Origin of the sequence: Shinella zoogloeoides (genome assembly GCF_033705735.1) — a bacterium.
In the GTDB taxonomy this organism is placed as follows: Bacteria; Pseudomonadota; Alphaproteobacteria; order Rhizobiales; family Rhizobiaceae; genus Shinella; species Shinella zoogloeoides_A.
Genome location: NZ_CP131131.1, coordinates 1,567,928 through 1,582,012, shown reverse-complemented (window position 1 = coordinate 1,582,012; position 14,085 = coordinate 1,567,928). Strand labels below are relative to the sequence as shown.

Sequence of the window (14,085 nt, the reverse complement as noted above, 5' to 3'; positions counted from 1 at the left end):
CTGCATGGAAAAAATGTGCAGCGCAAGATAATATTGCACTGCAAAATAATGCCCTGTTTTCAGGTATCCATGCCTATCCCGGCCGCGCGTTGGCGGCGGGGCCCCGTATAGATACGTAAATCGGGCCATGGCTTGCCGTTCAAAAGAAGTGATCGGCGAGCGGCCAAACACAAAACCGCCGGCGGTTCAGGGGATTTCTTTTCGCAAGGCGCGATCCGTTACTTGGCGGATACTTTCATCCAAGAGATTCCCGGATATTAAGAATTTCTTAAATGCCAGGGATGGGCAAACAATTCAGCCGATCACGCTTCGAAAAACAAACTGTGACCATACACTCGGCATTGGATGTCGGAACGCGTCCGAGGGACCCGACCATATCGCAAATCCAATGGAGCCATCTCTATGAAGTCCGCGAGCAGATCGGCCAGTTCGCCGTTTTTCAGTTCGATCGCAGCCGGCGCGCCGCCGGTAGGGGGGATATCGAAACGCAGTTTTGACATTCTGGTGGCGCTCGCCGCCCTTGTCCTGCTCAGCCCGATCTTCGTGCTGATCATGGCGCTTGTGAAATATTCCGACGGCGGCAGGGTCTTCTACGGCCATCGCCGCATCGGCTATAACGGATCGACCTTCCGTTGCCTGAAGTTCCGTACCATGGCGGAGAACGGCGATGTCCTTCTCCAGCGCTATCTGGACGAGAACCCGCAGGCGCAGGAGGAGTGGCGCGAGACGCGCAAGCTCCAGGACGATCCGCGCGTCACCGTCGTCGGCTCGGTGCTGCGCAAGCTCAGCCTCGACGAGCTGCCGCAGCTCATCAACATCCTCAGGGGCGAGATGAGCATCGTCGGGCCGCGCCCGGTGGTGGAGGACGAATTGGAGCTCTACGAGGCATCCGCCGTCTACTATCTGCGCAGCCGCCCCGGCCTCACCGGCCTCTGGCAGGTCAGCGGCCGCAACGACGTCTCCTATGCCGCCCGTGTCGCCTTCGACACGCACTATGTCCGCAACTGGTCGCTCACCTCCGACCTCGTCATCGTCGCGCGCACCATTCCGGCCGTGTGCCTGTCGCGCGGCAGCTATTGAAGAGAGGGGCCTTCATGAAGACGATCACAAAGACGGTATCGGCCGCCTTCACCGTCGCATTGCTGCTCGCCTCCGCCGCTTCGGCGGAGGAATACCGGCTCGGCGTGATGGACAAGCTGCGCATCCGCGTTGCCGAATGGCAGACCGCCGAGGGGGCGATCCGCGACTGGAGCGCCGTCAGCGGCGACTACAGCATCGGCGCGGACGGTGCGCTGTCCCTGCCCTTCATCGGGCAGTTGCAGGCGGACGGACGCACCGCCGCCGAGCTTTCCGTCGAGATCGGCAAGAAGATGCAGGTGCTCTTCGGCCTCAAGGACCTGCCTTCCGCCTCGGTGGAAATCGCCGAATACCGGCCGGTCTATCTCTCCGGCGAGGTGCAGACGCCGGGGGCCTATCCCTATGCGCCGGGGCTGACGGTGCTCAAGGCCGTCAGCTTCGGCGGCGGATTGCGCCGGGCCGATCCCGGCCAGCGTTTTGCCCGCGATTTCCTGCGGTCGGAGGGCGAGGCGGCCGTCTACGTCGCCGAACGCAATCGCCTGCTCATCCGCCGGGCACGTATCGTCGCCGAGATGAGCGGGGCCAAGGACATCGAGATGCCGAAGGAACTCGAGAAATCCGAGGAGGCGCGCCCGATCATGGAGAGCGAGAAGGCGTTGATGACCTCGCGGGAAAAACGGCTGCGCCTGCAATTGACAGCGCTCGCCGACCTCAAGTCGCTGCTCGACAATGAGATCGGCTCGCTCGGCAAGAAATCCGAGACCCAGACCCGCCAGCTCGAGCTCGTCCACGGCGATCTTTCCAAGATGGATGCGCTGGCCGAAAAGGGCCTTGCCATCAGCTCCCGCCGCCTTGCGCTCGAACAGCGCACGGCCGATCTTCAGGCGGCCCTGCTCGACATCGACACGGCCACGCTGAAGGCGCGGCAGGATATCAACAAGGCCGGGCAGGACGAGACGAACCTCCAGAACGACTGGGACGCCCAGCTGGCGCAGGAGCTGCAGAACACCGAGCAGGAACTCGACACGCTGGCGCTGAAGCTCGGCACCAGCCGGGACCTCATGTCCGAGGCGCTGATGCAGTCCTCCGATGCGGCATCCCTGAAGGGCGGGCTTTCGGCCGCCAACATCGGCTATTCGATCCTGCGCACCGTCAAGGGCAAGGCCGAAGAGATTCGCGCCACCGAGACGACGCCGGTCCTGCCGGGCGACGTCGTGAAGGTGGACGTCAACCTCCCCGTGACCCAGTAAAAGGGGGGAGGCATCGATGCGGATCGCCAAGGCGCGGCTGATCGGACCTGCCGGCAACGAGGCCTATGGCGTCGTCGCCGTGGCGCTCTCCTTCTTCGTCTTCGCCTATTCCTTCCGCTTCGGCCAGGCCTCGATCCTTGCCTATTACGCCCTGTGGCTGCCGCTCGTCGTGGTGGACTACAGGCGCGTGCTCGGCAACTACCGGCATTATCTCTGGATCTTCGCCTTCGCGCTCTTCGCCTGCCTGTCGGTCTTCTGGTCGCAGGCGCCGGGCGTCACCGCCCGCGCGGCGGTGCAGTACCTTTCCCATGTGATCTGCGCGCTGATCGCCATGCGCGTCGTCGATACGCGCATCCTGGTGCGCGGCGGGCTGGTCGGCACCGGGCTGGTGCTGGTCTTCTCGCTTCTCTTCGGCGTCTACCATCTCGATCCGCTCGACGGCACCTACAGCTTCGTCGGCGCCTTCGCCTCCAAGAACCAGCTCGGCTTCTATGCCTCGCTCGCCGTGCTCTTCGCCTTTGCCGCGCTCTTCCTCGGGGTGGAGCGCGGCGTCTGGAAGCTCGTCGCGGTCGGCGCCGTGCTCATCGCGCTCTATTGCCTGAAGGCCTCGCAATCGGCGACCTCCGTGCTGACGACCGTCGCCGTCGCCGGCCTCTGCCTCTCGCTCAGGGCGCTCGAAATGCTGGCGCCCTTCCACCGCAAGATGCTGTTCACGGCGCTCGCCGTCCTCATCGTGCTCACCGGCCTTGCCGCCGCCTATGGCGGCGGCTACGCGATGATCCTCGGCGCCTTCGGCAAGGATGCGACGCTGACGGGGCGAACCTATCTCTGGCAGCAGGGCATCGTGGCGGCGGGCGGAGCGCCCTTCGCCGGCATCGGCTATCAGGCGTTCTGGGTGCAGGGCTTCGCCGAGGCGGAGCGGCTCTGGGCGGATTTCTTCATCTCCACCCGCAGCGGCTTCCATTTCCACAACACCTTCATCGCCGCCACGGTGGAAACGGGCCTGATCGGCTGCTTCCTCCTGACCATGGTGCTCGTCATCACGCTTGCCGGCCATCTCGGCCGGCTCCTCTCGGCGGCGCGGGATGGCGAGGCTTTGGTGCTCTTCACCGTCGCCGCGCTGCTCGCGGTGCGAACCTTCGTGGAGATCGACATTCTCAATCCCTATCACGTCGGCTCCTTCCTCCTCTATTTCTCGGCCGGCAAGCTGGCCGACGGCCGGTGGAGAAGGGCGGCCCGGCCGCTGGCGTCCCGCCATCATGCGGTGCCCGCATGAGCGCCGGGCCGGCCAAGGGCCGGGGAACGCTCTACGGCATCCAGTATCTTCGCGCCCTTGCAGCGCTCGCCGTCGTCCTCTTCCATGCCGCCGAGCGCAGCGGCCATGCCTTCGCCATCGGTGCGGCGGGGGTCGATGTCTTCTTCGTCATCAGCGGCTTCATCATGTGGGTGATCGTCGAGCGGCGGCCGGTGACGCCGGGCCGCTTCCTCGCCGAGCGCGTCCGGCGGATCGTGCCGGTCTACTGGCTGGCGACGGGCGTCATGGTGGCCGGCGCGCTGGCCGGGCTCTTTCCCAATCTGGTGCTGACGGCCGGGCATGTCGCCGCATCGCTGTTCTTCGTGCCGGCCCGCTCGCCGAGCAGCGGCGAACTCTGGCCGGTGCTCGTGCAGGGCTGGACGCTCAATTACGAGATGTTCTTCTACGCCGCCTTCGCCGCCTGCCTCTTCCTGCCGGCGCGGCTGCGGCTTCCCGTCATGGCGGCGGGCTTTTGCCTGCTGGTGGCGCTCGGCCTCGCGATCGACAGCGACGCACCGCTTTTCGTCACCTATACGCGGCCCATCATCCTGGAATTCGTGGCCGGCATGCTGATCGGGCGGCTGTGGCTTGCCGGGCGCGTGCCGGGCCGAGCCGCGGCGCTTGGGCTGATCGGCCTCGGCCTTGCGGGCTTCGCGGTCATCGGCCTCTTCCGGCTGCCCTTCGACGAATGGACCTGCGGCCCGCTCGCCGGCATGCTGGTCTGTGGCACGGCGGCGCTCGACAGGCATGGCGGCATAGCGCGGTTCACCGTCCCCGCCATGCTCGGCGATGCATCCTATTCGATCTATCTCTGGCACACCTTCGCGATCTCGGTCGTCGCGAAGGTCGGGGCGAAGGCCGCCCTCCCGCCATTGCTCGTCCTCCTCCTGTCGGCCTGCGCCGGCGTCGCCGCCGGGCTCTGCACCTACCATCTGGTCGAGCGGCCGCTCCTGCGGGCGAAGCCTGCGCCCCGGCCCGTGCCCGCCTCCCTCGAAACGCCGTCTTGACGCGTTTCAGAGGAACAGGTGGACGATCAGCGAGGTCAGCACGGCATTGAGCCCCATGGCGATCCCCGAGAACAGCCCCGCCACCGGGTCCACCGAATAGGCCCGCGCGGTACCGATGCCGTGCGAGGTGAGCCCCACGGCAAAGCCGCGCGCGCTGTAGTCCCGGATGCGCATGGCGTTCATCATCGGCGTCACGATGATGGCGCCGCAGATGCCGGTGAGCACGACGACGGCAGCCGTCAGCGCCGGATCGCCCTTGAGGCCGGAGGAGATCGCCATGGCAACCGCCGCGGTGGTGGATTTCGGCGCCAGTGAGGCGACGACGGCCGGCGTGAAGCCGAAAAGATGGCTGAGGAAGACCGTCGAGCCCACCGCCGTCAGGCTGCCCATGAAGAGGGCGGCGAGCAGCGGCACGAGGTTGCTCTTGACCAGCGAAAGCTTCTCGTAGAGCGGGATGCCGAGCGCGACCGTCGCCGGCCCCATGAGGAAGTGGATGAACTGCGCGCCCTCGAAATAGGTGCCGTAGTCGATCCCGGCGACCAGCAGCACGATCGCGATGACGGCGATGGACAGCATGATCGGGTTCAGCAGCGGGTTGCCCGGGCTGAGGCCGGCAATGCCGTTCGCCGCCAGCCAGACGACCAGCGTGCCGGCGAGCCAGAGCAGCGGTGATGTAGCGAGATAGACCCAGAGCCCGTCAGTCATGGCCATATCCCCCGGCCAGCCGTTTGACGAGGATGAAGACCCAGACCGTCACCGCCAGCGTGATCACGGTCGACAGCAGCACGATGGCGAGCAGGGCGAAGCCGCGGTCGCGGATGAGGTCGAGATGCTGGATGATGCCGACGCCGGCCGGCACGAAGAGGATGCCGAGATTGGCGAGGATCGCCCTGGACGTGTCGACGGTCTGCCGGTGGGCAGGTTCCAGGAACGTCATGCCCCCGGTCAGCGTCAGCACCACGGCGACCATCGCCATGCCGATGACGGGGCCGGGCACGAAGCCGCCGAGGAAATAGGCGGATATTTCGCCAATCAACTGAAAAACAAGCAGGATCGTAATTCCGACGAGCATGGGCGCAACTCCGGAGCCCGCGCTTGACACGGGCGTTCAAACCATTTGTCCTCGTTCCAGGCGAACCGCGAGGGTGCGCCTGCGGAGAGGATTAAATGGGTTCGGCCGTTAAATCCATGGTCGCATGGGCCTTGCGGCCCACGTTTCATTTCGGGAGTTCGCCATGTCGCAGTTCATCAACCGGCGCGAGGACGTCGTCACCGAGGCCATCGACGGAGCGCTCGCGCTTTCCGGCGGCACGCTTGCCCGCCTCGACGGCTATCCGCATATCCGCGTGGTGCTGCGCAGTGATTGGGACAGGTCGAAGGTAGCGGTCGTCTCCGGCGGCGGCTCGGGCCACGAGCCGGCCCATGCCGGCTTCGTCGGGCGCGGCATGCTGACGGCCGCGGTCTGCGGCGACGTCTTCGCCTCGCCGAGCGTCGATGCGGTGCTGGCCGGCATCCTTGCCGTGACGGGCCCGGCCGGCTGCTTGCTGATCGTCAAGAACTATACCGGAGACCGCCTCAACTTCGGCCTCGCCGCCGAGCGGGCGCGGGCACAGGGGCTCGACGTCGCCATGGTCATCGTCGACGACGACATCGCCCTGCCGGACCTGCCGCAGGCGCGCGGCGTCGCCGGCACGCTTTTCGTGCACAAGATCGCCGGGGCGCTCGCCGAACGCGGGGCCGACCTCGAAAGCGTGGCGGCGGTGGCACGGCGGGTCGCCGCGGCAACGTGCACCATCGGCCTGTCGCTCGGCACCTGCCGGGTGCCGGGTTCGCCGCGCGAGGCGCGCATTCCCGAAGGCAAGGCGGAGCTCGGCCTCGGCATCCATGGCGAGCCGGGCGTGGAGCAGATCGATTTTGCCGGCGCGCGCGGCGCCGTCGCGGTCATGGCGGAGCGCCTTGCCGCCGCGATGGGCGAGGGGCCGCATGTGGCGCTGATCAACAATCTCGGCGGCACCTCCGTCCTCGAAATGTCGGTGCTGGCGCATGACCTTCTCGCTTCCCCGCTCGGCGCGCGCATCGCGCATGTGGTCGGCCCGGCACCGCTGATGACCTCGCTCGACATGCAGGGCTTCTCCCTCTCCGTCTTCCCGGCGGATGCGGCGGAGCTGGAATTGTTGAAGGCGCCGGTCGCGATGCCGGCGTGGCCGGGCCTTTGCGAGGCGCGGCCGGTCGCTGTCGTAGCCCTTCCGGCGGGCCTTGCACCGGTTGCCCCGGCGCCGTCCGAGGATGCGGTCACGCGCGCCTTCCTCGTCGGCTGCTGCAACGCGCTGATCGCCGCCGAGCAGGATCTCAATGCGCTCGACGCCAAGTCCGGCGACGGCGATACGGGCTCGACGCTGGCGGGCGCGGCCCGTGCGCTGATAGCGGCCGTGGATCGCCTGCCGCTTGCCGACGCGAGCAGGCTTCTGAGCGCCATCGGGCAGGAACTCGGCCAGACGATGGGCGGATCCTCCGGCGTGCTGCTGGCGATCTTCTTCGCCGCGGCCGGCGATGCGGCTTCGGGCGGCGCCTCGCTGAATGGTGCACTTCGCGCCGGGCTTTCGCGCATGCAGGAAGTGGGCGGGGCACGGATCGGCGACCGCACGATGGTGGATGCGCTCTCCCCGGCGCTGGACGCGCTGGACGCCGGCCTGCCCGCCGCTGCGGCCGCGGCGCGCAAGGGGGCGGCTTTCACCGCGACGCTGACGCGGGCGAAAGCCGGCCGCGCGACCTATGTCAACGCCCGGCAGCTCGAAGGCCATGTCGATCCCGGCGCGGAAGCCGTCGCCCGGCTCTTCGCGCATCTTGCCGGCTGATCCGTCGTTTCAGTCTCCCGCCGAGGCGGCGGCGAAGACGGCGCGCTGGGCCTCGAAGGCGCGCCGGTAGGCCGGGCGCACCTGGCCCCGGGCGAGATAGGCGGCAAGGTTCGGGTAGTCGTCCAGAATGTCCGACCATCCGAGCCGCATCAGCACCGAGACCATCAGGAGATCCCCGGCGCTGAAGGCGCCTTCGAGCCATTCCGCCGCGCCGAGGCGTGTGGAAAGCTGGCCGAGCCGGGTGCGCACGCGTCCTTCGAGAACGGCGCGGTGTTCCGGGTGCCACGTCTTGCCACGTTCCTCGCGCACGGCGGTCTCCAGTTCGACGATCGGCGGCTCCATCGTGTTCAGCGCGGCGAATATCCAGGTGATGGCGCGCGCCCGGGCCTTCGCCTCGCGGGGCAGCAGGCCGGCATGGCGTTCGGCGATATGGAAGACGATCGAGCCGGTTTCGAAGAGCGAAAGCCCATCCTCCTCGTAGGTCGGGATCTGCCCGAAGGGGTGAAGGGCGAGATGGCCGGGCTGCTTCATCGCCTCGAAGGAAAGCAGGCGGACATCGTAAGGCTGGCCGGCCTCCTCCAGCGCCCAGCGGACGCGCATGTCGCGGGCGAGCCCCCTGCCGCGGTCGGGGGATCGTTCGAAGGCTGTGATGGTGATCGTCATCGGTGTTCTCCCTGGCTTGTGCATGGAAGACGGACGGCGGGGCGGGATTCCGACAGGCCGCCCGCGAAATCCGAACTAGTTCAGCCTGTGGCGGAACATCCACGCGGCGATCGGCATGGTGACGGCGGCGATGGCGACGAGGGCGAGCATGTCGGGCAGGAGGTCGGCGAAGCGGCCGCCTTCGAGATAGACGGCGCGGGTGATGCGGATCGCGTAGGTCAGCGGATTGATGACGGTCACGTATTGCAGGACCGCGGGCATGTTCTCGGTCGGCGACATCAGGCCCGAGAGCAGCATGAAGGGCATCAGGAAGACGAAGGCGAGGATCATCGCCTGCTGCATGTTGCCGGCAAGCGAGGAGAGGAAGAGGCCGAAGCCGATGGCGGCGGCAAGGAACAGCGCAAGGCCCGCATAGAGTGTGAGGAAGGAGCCCGCGAAGGGAATGCGGAACCAGAAGAGCGCGACGAGCAGGATCACCGAGGCCTGCGTGATGCCGACGAGCATGGAGGGCACGGCCTTGCCGATCATGATCTCGGTCGGCGTGAAGGGCGCCACCAGAAGCTGGTCGAAGGTGCCTTCCTCGCGCTCGCGGGCGACCGACATGGCGGTCAGCATCATCGTCATCATCATGGTGATCGTGCCGATCAACGAAGGGATCATGCTCCAGCGGGTTTCCAGTTGCGGATTGAACCAGGCGCGCGTCGAGACCTTCACCCCGGCGGGCGCGATGCCCTTCTCCGAAAGCCAAGTGGCCGCGAAATCGCCGATGATAGCATTGGCATAGCCCTCGGCGATGCCGCTGGTGTTGGAGTTGCGGCCATCCGCGATCACCTGGACGGGAGCCGGCGCGCCGGCCTCGAGATCCCGCTCGAAGCCGTTGCCGATGACGACGACGACCAGCGCGCGCCGCGCGTCGAGTAGGGGGACGGCCTGATCGATCTGCGCGAACGTGCCCTGGCGCTGGAAGATGCCGGAGCCCTCCAGCTTCGCGACGAGCGTCACCGAGGCGGCGCTGCGGTCCTGGTCGACGAGGACATAGGGCACGCTGTTGAGGTCGTAAGTCGCGGCATAGCCGAAGATCAGGCATTGCAGGATCGGCGGCAGGAAGAGGCTCGCCCGGCTCTTCGGGTCCTTCAGGATGACGAGCAGTTCCTTGCGGATGAGCGTCAGGATGCGCAGGAGGGACATCGGCATCAGGCGATCCTCTTGCGGGTGAGGCGCACCGAAAGCGTCAGCAGCGCCGCCGCCATGCCGGCGAGCACGGCGGCGTTGGGCAGGATGACGCTCCAGTTGTTGCCGGACAGGAAAAGGGTCTGCAGCAGGGTCACGAAGTAGCGGGCCGGAAAGATGTAGGTGATCATCTGAACGATCCAGGGCATGCTGCGCGGATCGTACATGAAGCCGGAGAGCATCATCGCCGGCAGGAAGGTGAGCAGCACCGTCACCTGGCTGGCGACGAACTGGCTCCTGGTCGCCGAGGAGATGACGAGCCCGAGCCCCAGCGCGACGAGCAGGTAGAGCATCGACACGATTGTGAGGATGACGAGCGAGCCGCGCAGCGGCACGCCGAACAGCAGCTTGCTGCCGACGACGCAGAGCGCAAGGCCGATCAGCCCGAGGGCGAAATAGGGCACGGTCTTGCCGAGCAGGATCTCGGCCGGGCGCACCGGCGTCACGAACAGCGCCTCGAAGGTGCCGCGCTCCCATTCGCGGGCCATCACCAGCGCGGTGAGGAGGGCGCCGATCAGCGTCATCACCAGCACGATCAGCCCGGGCACGAGGAAGTAGCTGCTGTCGTTGGCCTCGTTGAACCAGAGGCGCGGCTCGACCGTGACGCCGCCCGCCGCCGTGCCGTTGCGCCCGGCCTCCTTGGCCGCCCAGACGGCGACCGCGCCCTGCGCGTAGCCGAGCGAGATGCGGGCCGTGTTGGCATCCGCGCCGTTGATGATGACCTGCACTTCGGCGGTGCCGAGATCGATGCTGCGGGCGAAATCGGCGGGGATGCGCACGATGGCCCGCACCTCGGCGCTCATCAGCATCTTCTCGGCCTCGTTCATCGTGCGCACGCTGCGGGTGGAGAAATAGGGCGAAAGCTCGAAGGCCGCGGCAACGCCCCGCGCCGGGGCGGAGTTTTCCTCCATGAGGAGCGCGACGGGCACGTTGCGGACATCGAGGTTGATGCCGTAGCCGAACAGGATAAGCAGCGTGACGGGCATGACGATGCCGATCGCGATGCTGCTGAAATCGCGCAGGAGCTGGCGCGTTTCCTTGCGGATCAGGGCTCGCGTCCGCCGCAGCAGGCCCGCAAGGCCGCCGGCCATGGAGCGGGGCGCGCTCATGCGGCCTTCTCCGTGCGCTTGCGGCGTTCCCGCTCGACGATGGCGATGAAGGCATCCTCCATGCCGGGCGCGGCGCTGGCTGTGGTGCCGGCCTGCTCACGGATGTCGACCGGCGTTCCTTCCGCAAGATTGCGGCCGGCATCGAGGATGATCACCCGGTCGCAATATTCCGCCTCCTCCATGAAATGCGTGGTGACGATGACGGTCACGCCCTGTTCGGAAAGCGCGGTGATCCGGCCCCAGAACTGGCGGCGGGCGAGCGGATCGGCCCCGCTCGTCGCCTCGTCGAGAAACAGGATGTCGGGCTCGTGCAGGAGCGCGGCGGCCAGCGCAAGGCGCTGCTTGAAGCCGCCGGGAAGCTGCCCGCTCGGCAGGTCGCGGAAGCGGTCGAGATCGAAGGCCGCCTTCAGCGTGGCGATCCTCTCCTTCTTGCGGCCGCCGCGCAGCCCGTAGGCGCTGGCGAAGAATTCGAGGTTCTCGTCCACCGTCAGCTGGCCGTAGAGCGAGAATTTCTGGGCGACATAGCCGAGGCGCTCGCGCGCCTTCGCGCCGGCCTTGAGGAGATCGGCGCCGGCGACCTGCAACGCCCCGGAGGTCGCGGGCAGGAGGCCGCAGAGCATGCGGAAGGTCGTGCTCTTGCCCGCGCCGTTCGGCCCGAGAAGGCCGTAGACCTCGCCGCGCCGCACGCTGAAGCTGACATGGTCGACAGCTGTGAAATCGCCGAACATCCGCACGAGATCGCGCACCTCCACGACCTTTTCGCCCGCCGGTTGCCCGGAGCCCGCCGCGAGCGCCGCCTGGTCCACATGTTCCCGCTCCCCCGCGACGCGGTCGAACAGCATCATGAAGGCATCCTCGAAGCGGGCTTCAGTCGGCTCCGTCTCAAGAGGCAGCCCTTCGAGCGCCAACGGTTCCTCCATCTGCTCGCGCCGGCGCACCACTCGGACGCGGCCCGCCTCCGGCACGGCATCGACGACGCCGGAAAGCGCGAAGAGGCGCGCCTGCAACGAGCGGGCCGGCACGCCGTCCGGCCCCCGGACGAGAAAACAGCAGCCCTCCGCCTTCGCCGTGATTTCGGCCGGCGGGCCTTCGTCGAGGATCTTCCCCGCATGCATCAGCACGGCATGCTCGCAGCGCTCCGCCTCGTCGAGATAGGAGGTGGCGACGACGACGGAGAGGCCATCCTCCCGGATCAGCTTGAACACGATCTCCCAGAGCTCGCGCCGCGACAGCGGATCGACACCGACCGTCGGCTCGTCCAGAAGCAGCAGTTCGGGCGCGCGCACCAGCGTGCAGGCAAGGCCGAGCTTCTGCTTCATGCCGCCGGAAAGCTTGCCGGCGGGCCGCGCCTTGAACGGGCCGAGCTGCGTCATCTCGAAGAGGCGGGGATAGATCGTCCGGCGCTCCGCATGGGAAACGCCGTGCAGGTCGGCATAGAGGTCGAGATTTTCCTGCACGCTGAGGTCTTCGTAAAGGCCGAAGCGCTGCGGCATGTAGCCGATCCTGTCCTGCACGGCCTGCGGGGCGGCGGTCACGTCGAGGCCGACGACCTCGAGGCTTCCGCCGTCCGGGGCGATCAGCCCGCTTGCCAGCCTCAGAAGCGTGGTCTTGCCCGCGCCGTCGGGGCCGACAAGCGCCGTCAGCGTGCCCTTGCGGATCGCGAGAGAGATGCCGTCAAGCGCCTCCACGGTCTCCTTCGTTTCCCGCTGGAAGCGCTTGCTGAGATCCCGCGCGACGAGACAGAGCGGACGGTCCTCCATGGCGGCTCATCCTTCCTGCCCTGGCCGGACGGTGGCGGGCATGCCAAGGCGCAGCACGTTGTCGGGATCGTCGACGAAGACGCGCACCTCATAGACGAGGCTGGTGCGCAATTCCTCGGTCTGCACGGTCTTGGGCGTGAATTCCGCCACCGAGGAGATGAAGCCGATCCAGCCCGGGATCGTGCGGCCGGGCAAGGAATCGACCAGAACCTGCGCCTTCATGCCGGGCTTGATCCGGCCGAGCTGCATGTCCGAGACATAGGCGCGCACCCATTTCGGATTGTTGGTGGCAAGCGAGAAGGCGGCGCGCGTTGGCGAGGCCATCTCGCCCGGCTCGATCAGCCGGGAGCGCACGGTCGCATCGGCCGGGGCCTTGAGGTCGGCATCGTCGAGTTCCGCCCTAAGGAACGCGACCTGCGCCTCGGCGGCCCGCAACTGGGCGGCGGCCTGCTGGATGTCCTCGGCGCGTGTGCCGGCGACGAGGAGGTCGAGCGCCTTGCGGCTGGCATCCACCTTCGCCTCCGCCACCGCCGCGGCGGAGCGGGCGTTGTCGAGCGCCTGCTGGCTGACGGCGGCGCGGGGAACGAGCGCGCTCTGGCGCTCCAGTTGCAGGCGGGCATTGGCCGATTCCGCCTCGGCGGCGGCGAGATTGGCGCGTGCCTGCGCGATCTCCTCCGGCCGGTTGCCGTTCTTCAGGCGGGTCAGGTTCGCCTGCTGGGCCTCGACCTGCGCCACGGCCTGGTCGACCTGCGGGCGGATCCTGCCGGTGTCGAGCCGGGCGATGACTTCGCCTTTCTTCACGGCCGCGCCTTCCTCGACGAGCACCTCGGCGACCGGCCCGTTGCCGTTGAAGGCGAGCGTCACCTGGCGGAAATCGACATTGCCGTAAAGGACGAGTTCGGTCGGGCCGCTGTCGCGGTGCCGGTACCACCAGGCGCCGGCGGCAAGGGCCGCGAGAAGGAGGACGATGAGGAGGATGCGCTTCATGCCGGTTCGACTCCGCGGGTGCTCCTGGGGCGAGCCTTTCCAGCTAAGGACGATCGGAAGGGATTGTCAAATCCAAATTTGAAATCTAGATTTGAATTCTGAAAGGGAGACCGACATGGCGCGAGGCGCAAGACGATCGTCCGTCTCCGGCCCGCGGCCGGATGGCGCCGCCACGCGCGCCAGCCTGCTGGAGGCTGCCGGGCCGGTCTTCGCCGAGCACGGTTTCGACCGGGCGACCGCCAAGGAGATCGCGCTCCGCGCCGGGGCGAATGCGGCGGCGGTCAACTATCATTTCGGCGGCATCGCGCCGCTCTATGCCGAAGTGCTCGCCGAGGCGCATCGCCGCCTCGTCAACTATCAGGCGCTGGCGCGCGCCGCGTCGGTCGACACGGACCCGAAGGACAGGCTGCGGCGCCTGATCGGCCTTCTCGTGCGCGTGGTGCGCTCGCAGGGCGATGCCTCCTGGCCCGCCAGGCTGATCGCGCGCGAGCTCGTTTCCCCGACGCCGCATTTCGAAAGGCTGCGGCGCGAGGAGCTGGAGCCGAAAAGGGCGCTGGTCTTCGGCGTCATCGCCGAGATCATGGGCGTTTCCACCGATCATCCCCTCGTCGCCCAGGCCGCCCTTTCCATCATGGCGCCCTGCTTCATGCTGCTGATCGCCGAAAAGCGCCTCTCGGAAGTGATGCCCCCGCTCGGCCGCGGCCATGTCAGCAACGAGCGGCTCGCCGCCCGCCTGGCGGCCTTCGCGCTCGGCGGCATCGCGCAGCTTGCGTCGGGCGAGGGCGAAGCTTGAGGGCATTGCCAACACGGTGGCCGACCTGCTTTAGGTGCTGCTCGATTCCGGTGCGTTAGC

General features: G+C 67.5%; 13 protein-coding genes. 6 read left to right on the top strand and 7 right to left on the bottom strand.

Annotated features, from left to right (window positions below; translation table 11 throughout):
• Positions 1–402: 402 nt before the first annotated feature.
• From ShzoTeo12_RS25030 to ShzoTeo12_RS25015, 4 genes are read left to right on the top strand one after another with little or no spacing between them, the layout of a single operon-like run.
• Entirely contained in the window at positions 403–1,080 is a 678-nt protein-coding gene (locus ShzoTeo12_RS25030) for a sugar transferase (protein WP_318912935.1), read from the top strand.
• Between the two features lie 14 nt (positions 1,081–1,094).
• Positions 1,095–2,327 (top strand): polysaccharide biosynthesis/export family protein, encoded by a 1,233-nt coding sequence (locus tag ShzoTeo12_RS25025; RefSeq protein WP_318912934.1) that lies wholly within the window; start codon positions 1,095–1,097, stop codon positions 2,325–2,327.
• A 16-nt stretch (positions 2,328–2,343) separates the two neighbouring features.
• Positions 2,344–3,603: an O-antigen ligase gene (locus ShzoTeo12_RS25020; RefSeq protein WP_318912933.1), complete on the top strand. Its 1,260-nt coding sequence runs from the start codon at positions 2,344–2,346 to the stop codon at positions 3,601–3,603.
• Positions 3,600–4,628: an acyltransferase gene (locus ShzoTeo12_RS25015; protein ID WP_318912932.1), complete on the top strand. Its 1,029-nt coding sequence runs from the start codon at positions 3,600–3,602 to the stop codon at positions 4,626–4,628. Before ShzoTeo12_RS25020 ends, ShzoTeo12_RS25015 begins: the two co-directional genes overlap by 4 nt.
• Before the next feature lie 6 nt (positions 4,629–4,634).
• On the opposite strand, the gene ShzoTeo12_RS25010 is transcribed toward ShzoTeo12_RS25015, so the two are convergent.
• Both ShzoTeo12_RS25010 and ShzoTeo12_RS25005 read right to left on the bottom strand, forming a co-directional pair.
• Entirely contained in the window at positions 4,635–5,333 is a 699-nt protein-coding gene (locus tag ShzoTeo12_RS25010) for an LrgB family protein (RefSeq protein ID WP_318912931.1), read from the bottom strand.
• Entirely contained in the window at positions 5,326–5,700 is a 375-nt protein-coding gene (locus ShzoTeo12_RS25005) for a CidA/LrgA family protein (RefSeq protein ID WP_318912930.1), read from the bottom strand. The genes ShzoTeo12_RS25010 and ShzoTeo12_RS25005 overlap by 8 nt, the downstream gene beginning before the upstream one ends.
• Positions 5,701–5,863: 163 nt before the next feature.
• Between ShzoTeo12_RS25005 and ShzoTeo12_RS25000 the strand changes: the two genes are divergently transcribed.
• Positions 5,864–7,483: a dihydroxyacetone kinase subunit DhaK gene (locus ShzoTeo12_RS25000; RefSeq protein WP_318912929.1), complete on the top strand. Its 1,620-nt coding sequence runs from the start codon at positions 5,864–5,866 to the stop codon at positions 7,481–7,483.
• Between the two features lie 9 nt (positions 7,484–7,492).
• Here the strand turns inward: ShzoTeo12_RS25000 and ShzoTeo12_RS24995 are convergent, their stop codons facing one another.
• From ShzoTeo12_RS24995 to ShzoTeo12_RS24975, 5 genes are all read right to left on the bottom strand, one after another.
• Complete coding sequence (locus ShzoTeo12_RS24995; protein ID WP_318912928.1) at positions 7,493–8,146, bottom strand: glutathione S-transferase family protein; 654 nt, start codon at positions 8,144–8,146, stop codon at positions 7,493–7,495.
• 75 nt (positions 8,147–8,221) lie between these two features.
• The gene (locus tag ShzoTeo12_RS24990) at positions 8,222–9,340 is read right to left on the bottom strand and encodes an ABC transporter permease (RefSeq protein WP_318912927.1); all 1,119 of its coding nucleotides are present in this window, start codon (positions 9,338–9,340) and stop codon (positions 8,222–8,224) included.
• Positions 9,340–10,485, bottom strand: coding sequence for an ABC transporter permease (locus ShzoTeo12_RS24985; protein WP_318912926.1), 1,146 nt, complete (start codon positions 10,483–10,485; stop codon positions 9,340–9,342). The genes ShzoTeo12_RS24990 and ShzoTeo12_RS24985 overlap by 1 nt, the downstream gene beginning before the upstream one ends.
• On the bottom strand, positions 10,482–12,245 hold the full coding sequence (locus ShzoTeo12_RS24980) for an ATP-binding cassette domain-containing protein (protein WP_318912925.1): 1,764 nt from the start codon (positions 12,243–12,245) through the stop codon (positions 10,482–10,484). Before ShzoTeo12_RS24980 ends, ShzoTeo12_RS24985 begins: the two co-directional genes overlap by 4 nt.
• Positions 12,246–12,251: 6 nt before the next feature.
• On the bottom strand, positions 12,252–13,232 hold the full coding sequence (locus tag ShzoTeo12_RS24975; RefSeq protein WP_318912924.1) for an efflux RND transporter periplasmic adaptor subunit: 981 nt from the start codon (positions 13,230–13,232) through the stop codon (positions 12,252–12,254).
• A gap of 115 nt (positions 13,233–13,347) precedes the next feature.
• Here ShzoTeo12_RS24975 and ShzoTeo12_RS24970 point away from each other — a divergent pair, with 115 nt between their 5' ends.
• A complete protein-coding gene (locus ShzoTeo12_RS24970; RefSeq protein WP_318912923.1) occupies positions 13,348–14,025 on the top strand; it encodes a CerR family C-terminal domain-containing protein in 678 nt (225 codons plus the stop codon).
• The last annotated feature ends 60 nt before the right edge of the window (positions 14,026–14,085 follow it).